Origin of the sequence: Streptomyces sp. D2-8 (assembly GCF_023184515.1) — a bacterium.
Taxonomy (GTDB): Bacteria; Actinomycetota; Actinomycetes; order Streptomycetales; family Streptomycetaceae; genus Streptomyces.
The window spans coordinates 121457-136000 of the sequence record NZ_JAAHBP010000025.1; the positions used below are offsets into that span (position 1 = coordinate 121457).

Annotated in this window: 15 protein-coding genes; 12 read left to right on the forward strand and 3 right to left on the reverse strand. The window is 70.6% G+C overall.

Going from position 1 to position 14544, the window contains the following annotated elements:
• Nucleotides 1-142: 142 nt before the first annotated feature.
• From G3I77_RS34400 to G3I77_RS34445, 10 genes are all read left to right on the forward strand, one after another.
• Nucleotides 143-1072, forward strand: a complete 930-nt coding sequence (locus G3I77_RS34400) for a Rossmann-like and DUF2520 domain-containing protein (RefSeq protein WP_248510164.1) — start codon at nucleotides 143-145, stop codon at nucleotides 1070-1072.
• Nucleotides 1069-2070: a pantoate--beta-alanine ligase gene (panC, locus tag G3I77_RS34405; RefSeq protein WP_248510166.1), complete on the forward strand. Its 1002-nt coding sequence runs from the start codon at nucleotides 1069-1071 to the stop codon at nucleotides 2068-2070. The genes G3I77_RS34400 and panC overlap by 4 nt, the downstream gene beginning before the upstream one ends.
• On the forward strand, nucleotides 2067-3773 hold the full coding sequence (locus G3I77_RS34410) for an L-aspartate oxidase (RefSeq protein WP_248510173.1): 1707 nt from the start codon (nucleotides 2067-2069) through the stop codon (nucleotides 3771-3773). The genes panC and G3I77_RS34410 overlap by 4 nt, the downstream gene beginning before the upstream one ends.
• A 5-nt stretch (nucleotides 3774-3778) precedes the next feature.
• Nucleotides 3779-4753: a carboxylating nicotinate-nucleotide diphosphorylase gene (nadC, locus tag G3I77_RS34415; RefSeq protein WP_248510176.1), complete on the forward strand. Its 975-nt coding sequence runs from the start codon at nucleotides 3779-3781 to the stop codon at nucleotides 4751-4753.
• A 15-nt stretch (nucleotides 4754-4768) separates the two neighbouring features.
• Entirely contained in the window at nucleotides 4769-5566 is a 798-nt protein-coding gene (locus G3I77_RS34420) for a type III pantothenate kinase (protein WP_248510178.1), read from the forward strand.
• 145 nt (nucleotides 5567-5711) lie between these two features.
• Nucleotides 5712-6362, forward strand: coding sequence for a hypothetical protein (locus G3I77_RS34425; protein ID WP_248510181.1), 651 nt, complete (start codon nucleotides 5712-5714; stop codon nucleotides 6360-6362).
• An 18-nt stretch (nucleotides 6363-6380) separates the two neighbouring features.
• Nucleotides 6381-6569 carry a hypothetical protein gene (locus G3I77_RS34430; protein WP_248510188.1) on the forward strand — a complete coding sequence of 63 codons (189 nt, stop codon included), beginning with the start codon at nucleotides 6381-6383 and terminating at the stop codon, nucleotides 6567-6569.
• A gap of 185 nt (nucleotides 6570-6754) precedes the next feature.
• Entirely contained in the window at nucleotides 6755-7192 is a 438-nt protein-coding gene (locus tag G3I77_RS34435) for a BlaI/MecI/CopY family transcriptional regulator (protein ID WP_248510258.1), read from the forward strand.
• Nucleotides 7193-7201: 9 nt separating this feature from the next.
• Complete coding sequence (locus G3I77_RS34440) at nucleotides 7202-7735, forward strand: amino-acid N-acetyltransferase (protein ID WP_248510190.1); 534 nt, start codon at nucleotides 7202-7204, stop codon at nucleotides 7733-7735.
• A gap of 264 nt (nucleotides 7736-7999) precedes the next feature.
• A complete protein-coding gene (locus G3I77_RS34445; protein ID WP_094057033.1) occupies nucleotides 8000-8335 on the forward strand; it encodes an Lsr2 family protein in 336 nt (111 codons plus the stop codon).
• 9 nt (nucleotides 8336-8344) lie between these two features.
• Here the strand turns inward: G3I77_RS34445 and G3I77_RS34450 are convergent, their stop codons facing one another.
• Nucleotides 8345-9040 carry an SCO3374 family protein gene (locus G3I77_RS34450; protein WP_248510195.1) on the reverse strand — a complete coding sequence of 232 codons (696 nt, stop codon included), beginning with the start codon at nucleotides 9038-9040 and terminating at the stop codon, nucleotides 8345-8347.
• Between the two features lie 430 nt (nucleotides 9041-9470).
• On the opposite strand from G3I77_RS34450, the gene G3I77_RS34455 reads away from it, so the two are divergent.
• On the forward strand, nucleotides 9471-11996 hold the full coding sequence (locus tag G3I77_RS34455) for an ATP-dependent Clp protease ATP-binding subunit (protein ID WP_031140250.1): 2526 nt from the start codon (nucleotides 9471-9473) through the stop codon (nucleotides 11994-11996).
• A gap of 68 nt (nucleotides 11997-12064) precedes the next feature.
• Here the strand turns inward: G3I77_RS34455 and G3I77_RS34460 are convergent, their stop codons facing one another.
• The gene (locus tag G3I77_RS34460; RefSeq protein ID WP_248510196.1) at nucleotides 12065-12691 is read right to left on the reverse strand and encodes an HAD family acid phosphatase; all 627 of its coding nucleotides are present in this window, start codon (nucleotides 12689-12691) and stop codon (nucleotides 12065-12067) included.
• A 440-nt stretch (nucleotides 12692-13131) separates the two neighbouring features.
• On the opposite strand from G3I77_RS34460, the gene G3I77_RS34465 reads away from it, so the two are divergent.
• Nucleotides 13132-13845: a M23 family metallopeptidase gene (locus tag G3I77_RS34465; RefSeq protein WP_248510197.1), complete on the forward strand. Its 714-nt coding sequence runs from the start codon at nucleotides 13132-13134 to the stop codon at nucleotides 13843-13845.
• A 20-nt stretch (nucleotides 13846-13865) separates the two neighbouring features.
• Here the strand turns inward: G3I77_RS34465 and G3I77_RS34470 are convergent, their stop codons facing one another.
• Nucleotides 13866-14465 (reverse strand): TetR/AcrR family transcriptional regulator, encoded by a 600-nt coding sequence (locus G3I77_RS34470; protein WP_248510198.1) that lies wholly within the window; start codon nucleotides 14463-14465, stop codon nucleotides 13866-13868.
• Nucleotides 14466-14544 lie beyond the last annotated feature (79 nt).

A 14544-nucleotide genomic window follows, 5' to 3' on the forward strand; every position in this document is an offset into this window, starting at 1 on the left:
GCATTTCCGTACGCCGCTTCGGGAACGCCGCACGGGCATGCACAGCCTGTGGACGACCGAACGCCCCTCGAACCGATCGCGTTAACATGACGAGAAATCGTCCGGTACCCGGAGCGGACTGGAACGGGAAGGCCGCCGTCGAGTGAACACAACCCCACAGCCAGATCCCAAGGACCGCCCCGCGCGGCTCACCGTCGGCGTCGTCGGCGCCGGCCGCGTGGGTCCCGCGCTGGCGGCGGCGCTGCAACTCGCCGGGCACCGCCCGGTCGCCGTCTCCGCGGTCTCGGACGCCTCCCGGCGCCGCGCCGGGCAACTGCTGCCCGACGTGCCGGTGATGCCGCCCGCCGAGGTCCTCCAGCGGTCCGACCTGGTGCTGCTGACCGTTCCCGACGACGCCCTGCCCGACCTGGTCACCGGCCTCGCCGACACCGGATCCGTACGGCCGGGGCAGCTCCTGGTCCACACCTCCGGGCGGTACGGCGCGCGGGTCCTCGACCCCGCCCTGCGCGCGGGCGCCCTGCCACTCGCCCTGCACCCGGCGATGACCTTCACGGGCACGCCCGTGGACGTCCAGCGGCTGGCCGGCTGCTCCTTCGGCGTCACCGCCCCCGAGGAGCTGCGCCTGGCCGCCGAGGCCCTCGTCATCGAGATGGGCGGCGAGCCGGAGTGGATCGCCGAGGAGAACCGGCCGCTCTACCACGCGGCGCTCGCCCTGGGAGCCAACCACCTGGTCACGCTGGTCGCCCAGTCCATGGAGCTGCTGAGCGCGGCCGGCGTCGCCGCCCCCGACCGGATGCTCGGACCGCTGCTCGGCGCGGCCCTGGACAACGCCCTGCGCTCCGGCGACGCGGCCCTCACCGGCCCGGTCGCGCGCGGGGACGCGGGCACCGTCGCCGCGCACGTCACCGAGCTGCGCCGGCACGCCCCGCAGACCGTCGCCGGCTATCTGGCGATGGCCCGGGCGACCGCCGACCGGGCCCTGGCCCACGGCCTGCTGAAGCCGGAACTCGCCGAGGACCTCCTCGGGGTACTCGCCCACGGGACCGACGGCACCGAAGGGGACGCCCGATGACCACCACGCTGCTGCGCACCGCCGGCGAACTGCACGCACGCGCGCGTGCGGGCAGCCGCGCCGTGGTGATGACCATGGGCGCGCTGCACGAGGGCCACGCCACGCTGATCCGCACCGCGCGCGGCATCGCCGGGCCGGACGGCGAGGTCGTCGTCACCGTCTTCGTCAACCCGCTCCAGTTCGGCCAGGGCGAGGACCTCGACCGCTACCCCCGCACCCTGGACGCCGACCTCGCGCTCGCCGGACAGTCGGGCGCGGATGTCGTGTTCGCGCCCTCCGTGGACGAGGTCTACCCGGGCGGCGAGCCCCAGGTCCGCATCACCGCGGGCCCCATGGGCGAGCGCCTGGAGGGCTCCTCCCGCCCCGGCCACTTCGACGGCATGCTCACCGTCGTCGCCAAGCTGCTGCACCTCACCCGCCCCGACGTCGCCCTGTACGGCCAGAAGGACGCCCAGCAGCTCGCCCTGATCCGCCGCATGGTGCGGGACCTGAACTTCGGCGTGGAGATCGTCGGCGTGCCCACCGTCCGCGAGGAGGACGGCCTGGCCCTGTCCAGCCGCAACCGCTACCTGTCGGCCGCGGAGCGGCGCACCGCCCTCGCCCTGTCCGGGGCCCTGTTCGCGGGCCAGGACCGGCATGCCGCGCAGGAGGCGCTGCGTGCCCGGGCCCGCGAAGTGCCCGCCACACGCGCGCGTGCCGAGGCGCTCAGCGCCATAGGGGAGTCCCGCGCGGCGGCCGACGCGCACGCCGTGGCGACAGCCGTCCCGGGCGGCCCGGCGGCCGTCCGCGCGGCCGCCCGCCAGGTCCTCGACGAGGCCGCCCGCCTCGACCCGCCGCTCGCGCTGGACTACCTCGCCCTGGTCGACCCGTCCGACTTCACCGAGATCGGGGACGACTTCACCGGCGACGCGGTCCTCGCCGTCGCCGCCCGGGTCGGGGCGACCCGGCTGATCGACAACGTCCCCCTCACCTTCGGAAGCTTCGGAGCCGCCTCGTGACCACCACAGGCATACGACTGCACGCCCCCGCCGCCGGGTGGTCCATCGCCGCGGACGTGGTCGTCGTCGGCTCCGGCGTCGCCGGGCTGACCGCGGCCCTGCGCTGCGAGGCCGCGGGCCTGCGGACGGTCGTCGTCACCAAGGCCCGTCTCGACGACGGCTCCACCCGCTGGGCCCAGGGCGGCATCGCCGCGGCCCTCGGCGACGGCGACACCCCCGAGCAGCACCTCGACGACACCCTGGTCGCGGGCGCCGGACTGTGCGACGAGGACGCGGTCCGCCTCCTGGTCACAGAGGGCCCCGACGCCGTACGCCGCCTCATCGAGACCGGCGCCCGGTTCGACGAGTCCGAGGGCGAGCTGGCACTGACCCGCGAGGGCGGCCACCACCGCCGCCGCATCGCGCACGCCGGCGGCGACGCCACCGGCGCCGAGATTTCCCGCGCCCTGGTCGAGGCCGTCCGCGCGCGGGGCATGCGCACCGTCGAGAACGCGCTCGTCCTGGACCTCCTCACGGACGCCGAGGGCCGCACTGCCGGCGTCACCCTGCACGTCATGGGGGAGGGCCAGCACGACGGCGTCGGGGCCGTCCACGCCCCCGCGGTGGTCCTCGCGACCGGCGGCATGGGCCAGGTCTTCTCCGCCACCACCAACCCGTCGGTGTCGACGGGCGACGGCGTGGCGCTCGCGCTCCGGGCGGGCGCGGAGGTCAGCGACCTGGAGTTCGTCCAGTTCCACCCGACCGTGCTGTTCCTGGGCCCGGACGCGGAGGGCCAGCAGCCCCTGGTCTCCGAGGCCGTGCGCGGCGAGGGCGCCCACCTGGTCGACGCCGACGGCGTGCGCTTCATGGTCGGGCAGCACGAACTGGCCGAACTCGCCCCCCGCGACATCGTCGCCAAGGGCATCACGCGCCGCATGCAGGAGCAGGACGCCGAGCACATGTTCCTCGACGCCCGGCACTTCGGCGCCGAGATGTGGGAGCACCGCTTCCCGACGATCCTCGCCGCCTGCCGCGCCCACGGCATCGACCCGGTCACCACCCCCGTGCCGGTCGCCCCGGCGGCCCACTACGCCTCCGGCGGTGTCCGCACCGACTCCCACGGTCGTACGACCGTCCCCGGCCTGTACGCGTGCGGCGAGGTCGCCTGCACCGGCGTGCACGGGGCCAACCGCCTGGCGTCCAACTCCCTGCTCGAAGGCCTCGTCTACGCCGAGCGCATCGCGGCCGACATCGCGGCGAACGGCCTCCCCGCGCGCGTGCCCCAGCCGGTCCCGCACCCGGAGATCCCCGAGCACCCGCTGCAGACCGCTCAGGCCCGTTTCACGATCCAGCGGATCATGACGGGCGGGGCAGGCGTCCTGCGCTCGGCCGGCTCCCTCACCAAGGCCGCCGACCAGCTCCAGCGCCTGCACACCGACGCCCGGGAGGCCCTCGCCGAGCACGGCAAGACGGCCGAGGCCGGCGTCGACACCTGGGAGGCCACCAACCTCCTGTGCGTGGCCCGCGTCCTGGTCGCCGCCGCCCTGCTGCGCGAGGAGACCCGGGGCTGCCACTGGCGCGAGGACCGCCCCGAGCGCGACGACACCACCTGGCGCCGCCACATCGTCGTGACCCTGAACCCGGATCGCACGCTGGCCGTGCAGACCACGGACACCACACACTTCCCTACGACTTTCCCGCCCCAGGCCCCCCAGGAGCAGTGACCGACGTGAGCACCCCCGACCTTCCCCTCGCCTCCTCCGGAGGCTGCGGAGACGGCTGCGCCTGCGGCGCGGACGCCGAGGCATACCTGGAGTGCGGCCTGGACCCCGCACTCGCCCAGCTCCTGGCCGACGCCGGCCTCGACCCCGTCGAGGTCGAGGACATCGCCAACGTGGCCCTCCAGGAGGACCTGGCCCACGGCGTGGACGTGACGACGGTGGCGACCATCCCCGAGGACGCGGTGGCCACGGCCGACTTCACCGCACGCGAGGCGGGCACGGTGGCCGGCCTGCGCGTCGCCGAGGCGGTCATCTCGGTGGTCTGCGAGGAGGAGCTCGAGATCGAGCGCCACGCGGAGGACGGCGACCGCGTCGAAGCGGGCCAGAAGCTCCTCTCCGTCACCACCCGCACCCGTGACCTCCTCACGGCCGAGCGCAGCGCGCTGAACATCCTGTGCCGCCTGTCGGGCATCGCGACGGCCACGCGCGCGTGGGCGGACGTCCTGGACGGCACGAAGGCCAGGGTCCGCGACACCCGCAAGACCACCCCTGGCCTGCGCTCGCTGGAGAAGTACGCGGTCCGCTGCGGCGGCGGCGTCAACCACCGCATGTCCCTCTCGGACGCGGCCCTCGTCAAGGACAACCACGTGGTCGCCGCGGGCGGCGTCGCCCAGGCCTTCCAGGCGGTCCGCGAACGCTTCCCCGACGTCCCGATCGAGGTCGAGGTCGACACCCTGCACCAGCTCCGCGAGGTCCTGGACGCCGGCGCCGACCTGATCCTGCTGGACAACTTCACGCCGGGCGAGTGCGAGGAGGCGGTCGCCCTCGTCCAGGGCCGCGCCGTCCTGGAGGCCTCGGGCCGCCTCACCCTCGACAACGCCAAGGCGTACGCGGACACCGGCGTCGACTACCTGGCCGTCGGGGCCCTCACCCACTCCTCGCCGATCCTGGACATCGGCCTGGACCTGCGGCCGGCGGAGTAGGGGCGGGTACGGGTCATGCTGCTGACGATCGACGTAGGAAACACCCACACCGTCCTCGGCCTGTTCGACGGCGACGAGATCGTCGAACACTGGCGGATCTCCACGGACGCGCGCCGCACCGCCGACGAACTGGCGGTGCTGCTCCAGGGCCTGATGGGCATGCACCCGCTCCTCGGCGACGAACTGGGCGACGGCATCGACGGCATCGCCATCTGCGCCACCGTCCCCTCGGTCCTGCACGAGCTCCGCGAGGTGACGCGCCGCTACTACGGCGACGTGCCCGCCATCCTCGTCGAACCGGGGGTCAAGACGGGCGTGCCGATCCTCATGGACAACCCCAAGGAGGTCGGCGCCGACCGCATCATCAACGCGGTCGCGGCGGTCGAGCTCTACGGCGGCCCGGCCATCGTCGTCGACTTCGGCACGGCGACGACGTTCGACGCGGTCAGCGCGCGTGGGGAGTACGTCGGCGGGGTCATCTCGCCCGGCATCGAGATCTCCGTGGAGGCCCTGGGCGTCCGCGGCGCCCAGCTCCGCAAGATCGAGGTGGCCCGGCCGCGCAGCGTCATCGGCAAGAACACGGTCGAGGCGATGCAGTCCGGCGTCATCTACGGCTTCGCCGGCCAGGTCGACGGCGTGGTCGGCCGCATGGCCCGCGAGCTGTCGGAGGACCCCGACGACGTCACCGTCATCGCGACGGGCGGCCTCGCGCCGATGGTTCTGGGCGAGTCTTCGGTGATCGACGAGCACGAGCCCTGGCTGACGCTGATCGGGCTGCGGCTGGTGTACGAGCGGAACGTGTCGCGCATGTGAGGGGCCGAGGGCGGGTGGGCGCGCAGCCCGGCGAAGCCGGTGCCGCTGCGCCCGCCCGTTGCCGCCGACCCACCACCCGAGTGGTCCCCCACGCCACACCCGCCCCCTATGCGAGATTTGTCTGATTAGCGCGTATCGTCGCCGCATGCCCACGCCATACGGATCCCGCGGCGGCATGGCGTTCGGCGCGGAGGAGCTGCGTGTGCTCCGCCGCGCTCTCGCCCTCGCCCTTCACCCCACCCCCGCCTCGGCCGACGACGTCCAGGACTGTCTCCGTCTCGCAGAGTCGCTCGACGAGGCGCTGCGGGAGGGGGCCAGGCTGCGTGCCTTCCTCGTGGCCGACCTGGGCCGGTACCGCGCCGCCCTCCCCGGCACCGCCGCCGGCTACCTCGCACTCCTGGACGAGGCACTGGGCGCCGGCTACAGCCCCCTGCCCGACGACCTCGCCGCCCTCCGCGCCCTGCGCGGAAACCCCGCCGCAGCGGCCCTCCTGGACCGCTGCGCGGCCACCCCCGTCACCGCCGCCGCTCTCCCCACGGCCGCCGTTCCCGGCTCCCGCACCCGCCTCCTGGCCCTCCGCGGAGGGCGCTGCGCCCTGGCCGAGGGCGGCCCGGAGAAGCAGCCCGAGAAGAAGCCCGCACGCAAGCCGGCGGCCCCCAAGCCCGCCCCGGCTCCGGCACCCGCCCCGGGCACCCCGAAGCCCTCCCGTCCGATCCCCACCCCGGGCGAGGTCTTCCCGCGTCGCAAGCCGGCACCGCCACCCCCGGCGAACCCCCAGCAGCTCGCCGCGGGCTGACGTGGCTACCCTGGATCCATGGACTACGTCTCCGCGCTCCTGCCCCCGGCCGTCATGGCCGTCTTCTTCATCGGCGTGATCCGGGTGATCGTGAAGACACAGGGCGGCGCCAACAAGGCCAAGGAGGACGCGGCCGTCGACGCCGCCCTCGCGCGCGTGGAGGGCGCCCGCCAGTCCACCGCGACGTCCCCGAAGGCCGACGCCTGACCCCACCCCCCTCAGAGGGCGTACGACTCGGCGAGCCCGCACCCCGCGGCGCCCGCACTTTCGAGCCGTACGCCCTTTTTGTTCCTGTTCGCCGGTCAAGCGCACGTCCGCCACGCCATAACCGGTTTCTCCCACTATTGTTCTGAGCTGTGCCTCGCCCATTGGGAGAACTCGAAGACGCGGTCATGTCGCGGGTGTGGAAGTGGAACCGTCCGGTGACCGTTCGAGAAGTCCTGGAAGATCTTCAGAAGGAGCGGTCCATCGCGTACACCACCGTGATGACCGTTTTGGACAATCTCCATCAGAAGGGCTGGGTGCGCCGCGAGGCGGAAGGCCGCGCCTATCGATATGAGGCGGTCTCCACCCGTGCCGCCTACGCAGCCGCCCTGATGAACGACGCCTGGTCGCAGAGCGACAACCCCGCCGCCGCTCTCGTCGCCTTCTTCGGCATGATGAGCGAGGAACAGCGGCGGTCTCTCAGCGATGCCGTACGGATCGTCCAGGGCCCGGAAACCCAGGAACCGACCGAACCGTCGGAATCCGCGGAACCGGCCGAACGAGCGGAACCCGCGGAAGGCCCTCCGGAGAACCCCGCCTCCGCTCAGGACCAGGGCGGGCGATAGCGTCCCGTCATGTCCGCGAAGAGCCCTGAAGTCACCGCAAAAGCCATCACCGTCCGACGGGCCCGCACCAGCGATGTCCCGGCGGTGCGCCGTCTCCTCGACGCCTACGTCCGCGGCGGCATCCTGCTCGACAAAGCAACGGTGACGCTTTACGAGGACATCCAGGAGTTCTGGGTCGCGGAACGGGACGACAACGCCGAGGTCGTCGGCTGCGGTGCGCTGCACGTGATGTGGGAAGACCTCGCGGAAGTCCGCACTCTCGCGGTGAAGCCCGGCCTGAAGGGCGCGGGCGTGGGACACCGTGTGCTGGAGAAGTTGCTGCAGACCGCCCGCTGGCTCGGCGTTCGCCGTGTTTTCTGCCTGACCTTCGAAGTCGACTTCTTCACCAAGTACGGCTTCGTGGAGATCGGCGAGACGCCCGTCGACACGGATGTCTACGCGGAGCTGCTGCGTTCCTATGACGAGGGCGTCGCGGAGTTCCTCGGACTCGAACGAGTGAAACCGAACACCTTGGGCAACAGCCGGATGCTTCTGCATCTGTGATCGCCGGGTGCTAGTCGGTCGCAAGAGGGCCCGGCCGGTTCGGCAAGGCATATTCCACGGCGCCCGCCCCTGCCCCGGTGCCCTATGTCCGAAACGCGCACGTTTCCGGACCGAGCCCGGGCTGCCGGTCTCTGCCGGGGGTTTGTGTTTTTCCGGCAAAAGCGGTTTGCTTTCCGACGTACTGCAGTACTGCATATAACAGGGGACGGCGATACGGCGGACGCCGGCACACCCGCCCTGAAGATATCGATGAAAGGAAATCCGGTGGCACAGAAGGTTCAGGTCCTTCTTGTCGACGACCTCGACGGTGGCGAGGCGGACGAGACCGTGACGTTCGCGCTGGACGGCAAGACGTACGAGATCGATCTCACCACTGCCAATGCGGACAAGCTCCGCGGCCTTCTCGAGCCTTACGTGAAGGGCGGTCGTCGTACCGGAGGCCGTGCTTCGGGCGGGCGCGGAAAGACGCGCGCTGCTTCGAGCGGCAGCCAGGACACCGCGGCGATCCGCGCCTGGGCGAAGGAGAACGGCTACGAGGTCAACGACCGCGGCCGTGTTCCCGCGACCATCCGCGAGGCTTACGAGAAGGCCAACGGCTGAACAGCGGCACTACCGACCCTGCGTACGCATGGCCGGAGGCTGGGCGCACGCGCGCCGCAGCCGGACGCGGTGGCACTGTGTGGCCACCGTGTTCACCAGCCGCACGAGATCGGGGGCGCCCCCACCGCTCCCCAGCGCCGACAGCGTCGGCAGCGAGGCCTCGACCTCGCATCCCGGCTCGGGGGGCCGCAGCCACACGGCGGCCCCCTGGGAACCGAACCGGCCCGGGGGAGCAGGCGGAACAGCCGCCTCGCGGCTCACCGCGGCGTTCGACTCGCGCGTCGGCGGCACTGCCCTCTCCGCGTGAGGCACCGGCGGCGACGGCGCCTCCATGAGGCCGCCCGCACCGATCGCCACCAGGCCCAGCGGCAGGGACCCCCAGTCGAGCCACTCCAGCAGCCCGGGAAGCTCCTCCGCGCTGCCCGCGGCCACCAGGAGCAGCATCCGGTCGCCGTGCAAGGCGACGGGAGAGCCCGGCGCCGAGCGCCGCAGCGCCGTGTGCCCCGCCTCCGCCGGCACGTCCAGGACGTCGTAGCGCACGCCCACCACCAGCCGCAGCGGATCGCCGGGCACGGTCGGCCACTCCAGTTCGTTCTCGTACCACCGCCGGACCTGACCGCTCGCGTCGGCCGGGTCGAGCGGCCGGCGGGGGAGCGGGACGAGCGGGGCCGAGGATGCGATCACGGGCTGAGGGGCGCCGAACATGCCAAGTGCAACAGCCGGAAGGCCGTGCGAGTTACGCTGGGTGCTGTAACGAGCGCACACAGTGGCGAATCGGGGGCGCGTGGGGGGTGCGGCGAGGCGCAAGGTTGTTCGCCCGTAGCGGAGGGAACGGGGGCGCTCGGCATGGACTTCCGGTCCGTACGGGTAAGACATCCCTAGTGGGAGGGGGCGACACGCAGGAAAGGCCGTCTCACGTTCGCCATCGGCGTACTGGCGAGTGGGGTATCTGCCTGGCCTGCGGGAACATCGTCTCGCACCATCGGGTTGGAGCAGATGTCGGCGTTCGGGGTCAGGAGGCCAAGGACGGTGTCGGCAGTTGGAATGAGCGGTCCCCGCTTGCGGGACTAAGCTGCGGAAGGACAGGGAGGGGAAGTTCCCCCCACTGCCTGACCGCTCTGAGGAGCGATTAACGATGTTCGAGAGGTTCACCGACCGCGCGCGGCGGGTTGTCGTCCTGGCTCAGGAAGAAGCCCGGATGCTCAACCACAACTACATCGGCACTGAGCACATCCTCCTGGGCCTGATCCACGAGGGTGAAGGTGTCGCCGCCAAGGCCCTTGAGAGCCTCGGGATTTCGCTCGAGGCGGTCCGCCAGCAGGTGGAGGAGATCATCGGCCAGGGCCAGCAGGCCCCGTCCGGCCACATCCCCTTCACCCCCCGTGCCAAGAAGGTCCTGGAGCTGTCGCTCCGCGAGGCCCTTCAGCTGGGCCACAACTACATCGGCACGGAGCACATCCTGCTCGGCCTGATCCGCGAGGGCGAGGGCGTCGCCGCCCAGGTCCTCGTCAAGCTGGGCGCAGATCTGAACCGGGTGCGGCAGCAGGTCATCCAGCTGCTCTCCGGTTACCAGGGCAAGGAGACCGCCACCGCCGGCGGGCCTGCCGAGGGCACCCCCTCGACGTCCCTGGTCCTCGACCAGTTCGGCCGGAACCTCACCCAGGCCGCTCGTGAGTCCAAGCTCGACCCGGTCATCGGGCGCGAGAAGGAGATCGAGCGGGTCATGCAGGTGCTGTCCCGCCGTACGAAGAACAACCCGGTGCTGATCGGTGAGCCCGGCGTCGGCAAGACCGCCGTCGTCGAGGGCCTCGCTCAGGCCATCGTCAAGGGCGAGGTGCCCGAGACCCTCAAGGACAAGCACCTCTACACCCTGGACCTCGGCGCCCTGGTCGCCGGCTCCCGCTACCGCGGTGACTTCGAGGAGCGCCTGAAGAAGGTCCTCAAGGAGATCCGCACCCGCGGCGACATCATCCTGTTCATCGACGAGCTGCACACGCTGGTCGGTGCGGGTGCCGCCGAGGGCGCCATCGACGCGGCTTCCATCCTGAAGCCCATGCTGGCCCGCGGTGAGCTGCAGACCATCGGTGCCACCACGCTGGACGAGTACCGCAAGCACCTGGAGAAGGACGCCGCCCTCGAGCGCCGCTTCCAGCCCATCCAGGTCGCGGAGCCGTCCCTGCCGCACACGATCGAGATCCTCAAGGGTCTCCGTGACCGGTACGAGGCCCACCACCGCGTCTCCATCACGGACGAGGCGCTGGTCCAGGCCGCCACCCTGGCCGACCGGTACATCTCGGACCGCTTCCTGCCGGACAAGGCGATCGACCTGATCGACGAGGCCGGTTCCCGGATGCGCATCCGCCGGATGACCGCGCCGCCGGACCTGCGCGAGTTCGACGAGAAGATCGCCGGTGTCCGCCGGGACAAGGAGTCCGCGATCGACTCGCAGGACTTCGAGAAGGCCGCCTCCCTGCGCGACAAGGAGAAGCAGCTCCTGGCCGCCAAGGCCAAGCGGGAGAAGGAGTGGAAGGCCGGCGACATGGACGTCGTCGCCGAGGTCGACGGCGAGCTGATCGCCGAGGTCCTCGCCACGGCCACGGGCATCCCGGTCTTCAAGCTGACCGAGGAGGAGTCCTCGCGTCTGCTGCGCATGGAGGACGAGCTCCACAAGCGGGTCATCGGCCAGGTCGACGCCGTCAAGGCGCTGTCGAAGGCGATCCGCCGTACGCGTGCCGGTCTGAAGGACCCGAAGCGCCCCGGTGGCTCGTTCATCTTCGCCGGCCCGTCCGGTGTCGGTAAGACCGAGCTGTCCAAGGCGCTCGCCGAGTTCCTCTTCGGCGACGAGGACGCGCTGATCTCCCTCGACATGTCGGAGTTCAGCGAGAAGCACACGGTCTCGCGTCTCTTCGGTTCGCCCCCCGGCTACGTGGGCTACGAGGAGGGCGGCCAGTTGACCGAGAAGGTCCGCCGCAAGCCGTTCTCGGTTGTCCTGTTCGACGAGGTCGAGAAGGCCCACCCGGACATTTTCAACTCGCTGCTGCAGATCCTGGAGGACGGTCGCCTGACCGACTCCCAGGGCCGGGTCGTGGACTTCAAGAACACGGTCATCATCATGACGACCAACCTCGGCACCCGGGACATCTCCAAGGGCTTCAACCTGGGCTTCGCGGCCCAGGGCGACACGAAGTCCAACTACGAGCGCATGAAGAACAAGGTCTCGGACGAGCTCAAGCAGCACTTCCGGCCCGAGTTCCTCAACCGCGTCGACGACGTGGTCGTCTTCCCGCAGCTCAGCCAGGACGACATCCTCAAGATCGTCGACCTGATGATCGACAAGGTCGACGAGCGCCTCAAGGACCGGGACATGGGCATCGAGCTCTCCCAGTCCGCCAAGGAGCTGCTGTCCAGGAAGGGCTACGACCCGGTGCTGGGTGCGCGTCCGCTGCGTCGCACCATCCAGCGCGAGATCGAGGACTCGCTGTCGGAGAAGATCCTCTTCGGCGAGCTGCGCCCCGGTCACATCGTGGTCGTCGACACGGAGGGCGAGGGCGAGACCAAGACCTTCACCTTCCGCGGCGAGGAGAAGGCGGCTCTCCCGGACGTCCCGCCGATCGAGCAGGCGGCCGGTGGCTCGGGTCCGAACCTGAGCAAGGACGCCTGAGCGTAACGACCCAGTATGAGGGGCCGGTGCTGAACAGCACCGGCCCCTCATCCATGCCCGGACAGTCCCTAGGACAGCTGCCCGTCGTAGTCCGGCAGCTTGTAGGTCTTCTCGGCGTGGCCGCCCGAGAGGTCGGTGCTGCTGTTGCCGATGTTCGCGATGATCGTGTAGCCCTTGCGCTCGACGTCGACGCGCTGAGCCGTCTTGTACTCGGCGACGTTCTTGAACAGGTCGATGAAGTTGCGGACGTAGAGCCCCGAGACCTGGTAGCCGGCCTGCTTCAGGTTGTACTGGGTGAACGAGGCGATGATGTCCGGCCGGGCGGTCACGAAGAACAGGGCGACGCCGCGCTCCTGCGCGTATCTGGCGGCCTCCAGGACCGGCTTGTTGGCCGGTTGCGGGTAGCTGAAGCCGAAGTCCGTCTCCAGCGTCGTGTTGTCGATGTCGAAGACGATGGCCTGCTTCTCGCCCGGCTTGGCGGCCGCGATCCGCTGCTTCAGATAGGGCAGCGCCTGGTCCATCACGGCCTGGCAGTCCTTCTGCCAGGTGCCGTAGTCGACGGCCGCGGCCGCGGTGGCGGTCATGGAGGTCTGGGCGGCGGTCGTGGCGTCGGCCGGTGCGGCCATCGCCACGAGGGCTGCCGCCGAGACGGCGGTCACTGATGCGCGGCGCAACCAGGGGCGTCGGGTCTGCATGTCGTGGGGGTCCTCTCACGTCCGTGACGCTGCCAACATGTCGTGTGCATGCTTGTGCGCGAGGGTGGCGCGAGGGGAACCGTAGGGTTACCGGGCGGTAAGTGCCTAGAGGCGTGCGCCACATTTCCGGAATGGCCGAAGAGGGCCCCCGGTGACATGCGGCACAGGCGATATGTCCGTTACTAGCTGGAATAGTGGATAACGGGCCGGGAGGAAAGGGACTCTCGCCCCAGGCTGGGGGTGGAAGTGCGGGCTAGTACCCTGATTCGTCCCGAATGACTGCTGTGTCAAGAGACGTAGAACACTGAACCAATTTACTAACTAGCGTCGTAGATCACGCTTTTGGGAGTTTGTCGGACTTCGGGTTACCAAGGGATGGCCATTCGGCGAGCGTCTGTGCGCCGGGTGGTTTTCTCCGTCCCCTTCCATACGAGGTTTCGATGTCCCAGCGCGTCACGTCCCGTTCTTCCCGTACGTCCCAGCTCCGCACCCGTGCGACCGTGCTGGCCGCCGGCCTTGGTGTCTCGGTCGCACTGGGAGCCGGGGTCGCGTCCGCCGCCGACACCACGGCCGCGTCCGGTACCGCCGGCGCCGTCCAGGCGCAGGCCGCCGCTCAGGCCAAGGCCGCCAAGGCCGCGGCCGTGAAGGCCGAGAAGGCCACCAAGGCCGCCGCCGCGAAGAAGGCGGCCGAGAAGAAGGCCGCCGCGAAGAAGGCGGCCGCCAAGAAGGCCAAGCCGTCCTGGGTCGACCCGGTGAAGACCTACAAGCTCTCCGCGTCCTTCGCCCAGAACGGCGGCATGTGGCAGTCCACCCACAGCGGCCAGGACTTCGCCGTGCCGAGCGGCACCCAGGTCGTCGCCGCCCACGGCGGCACCGTGGTCAAGGCCGGCGGCAACGGCGCCGGTGACGGTCCCGCGTACGGCAACGCCGTCGTGATCAAGCACGGCAACGGCACGTACTCCCAGTACGCCCACCTGTCGAAGGTCACCGTGAAGATCGGCCAGATCGTCAAGACCGGCCAGGAGATCGCCAAGTCCGGCAACACCGGCAACTCGAGCGGTCCGCACCTGCACTTCGAGATCCGTACGACCCCGAACTACGGCTCGGCGGTCGACCCGGTGAAGTTCCTGCGCGCCAAGGGCGTGAAGGTCTGATCCACCTGTCGGCGCAGGCCCTAGGAGGAGCCGCCGGCTCCCCGGTGGGCCTGGGTCACCAGGTCTGTGGCGACCTCGAGGACGGCTTTGTTCTTCTCCTCGGGGTCGCCTTCCATGTCCTGGAGCAGGAACATCCCGGCGTGCAGCGTGAACAGCGCGCTGACGCAGCGGACCTGGTCGGTCATGTCCGCGTCGGGGTCGATGATGATGTCGCGCAGGCTGCGGATGCGCTCCTTGAAGGAGTCGCCGATGCGCAGCTCCCGCACCGTCGCCTGGTTCTCGTGCATGAAGCGGAACAGCGGGGCCGCCTGGGCGAGCGTGTCGGCGTAGCGGCGGATGATCTCCTGCTTGGTCGCGAGGGTGGGCGGCTGCTGCCGGCCCCACTCGATCAAGTCCTCGATCGGCTGGGTGAGGTCCTCGAAGATGCTGACGAGGATCTCTTCCTTCGTCTTGAAGTGGTAGTAGAGCGCCGCTTTGGTGACCTCCAGGTGCTCGGCGATCTCGCGCAGGGAGGTCTTCTCGTAGCCGTGCTCCGCGAAGAGTTCGAGGGCCACGTCCTGGATGCGCCGGCGGGTGTTCCCGCGGCGCCGCTGCCTGGTGCCGTCCATGGTGCCGCCCATCCTCCTACGCCGCCCCGCTTTCCATAAAACTTACTTGACGCCCGGCTAGTTCCGCCGCTAGCTTCCGAGTGTATTCACT

Coding starts and splice junctions, on each gene's coding strand:
- G3I77_RS34430 (WP_248510188.1), top strand. CDS start 6,381: ATGGACTACGTCTCCGCGCTCCTGCCCCCGGCCGTCATGGCCGTCTTC.
- G3I77_RS34440 (WP_248510190.1), top strand. CDS start 7,202: ATGTCCGCGAAGAGCCCTGAAGTCACCGCAAAAGCCATCACCGTCCGA.
- G3I77_RS34465 (WP_248510197.1), top strand. CDS start 13,132: ATGTCCCAGCGCGTCACGTCCCGTTCTTCCCGTACGTCCCAGCTCCGC.
- G3I77_RS34450 (WP_248510195.1), bottom strand. CDS start 9,040: ATGTTCGGCGCCCCTCAGCCCGTGATCGCATCCTCGGCCCCGCTCGTC.
- G3I77_RS34425 (WP_248510181.1), top strand. CDS start 5,712: ATGCCCACGCCATACGGATCCCGCGGCGGCATGGCGTTCGGCGCGGAG.
- G3I77_RS34455 (WP_031140250.1), top strand. CDS start 9,471: ATGTTCGAGAGGTTCACCGACCGCGCGCGGCGGGTTGTCGTCCTGGCT.
- panC (WP_248510166.1), top strand. CDS start 1,069: ATGACCACCACGCTGCTGCGCACCGCCGGCGAACTGCACGCACGCGCG.
- G3I77_RS34435 (WP_248510258.1), top strand. CDS start 6,755: ATGTCGCGGGTGTGGAAGTGGAACCGTCCGGTGACCGTTCGAGAAGTC.
- G3I77_RS34420 (WP_248510178.1), top strand. CDS start 4,769: ATGCTGCTGACGATCGACGTAGGAAACACCCACACCGTCCTCGGCCTG.
- G3I77_RS34470 (WP_248510198.1), bottom strand. CDS start 14,465: ATGGGCGGCACCATGGACGGCACCAGGCAGCGGCGCCGCGGGAACACC.
- G3I77_RS34460 (WP_248510196.1), bottom strand. CDS start 12,691: ATGCAGACCCGACGCCCCTGGTTGCGCCGCGCATCAGTGACCGCCGTC.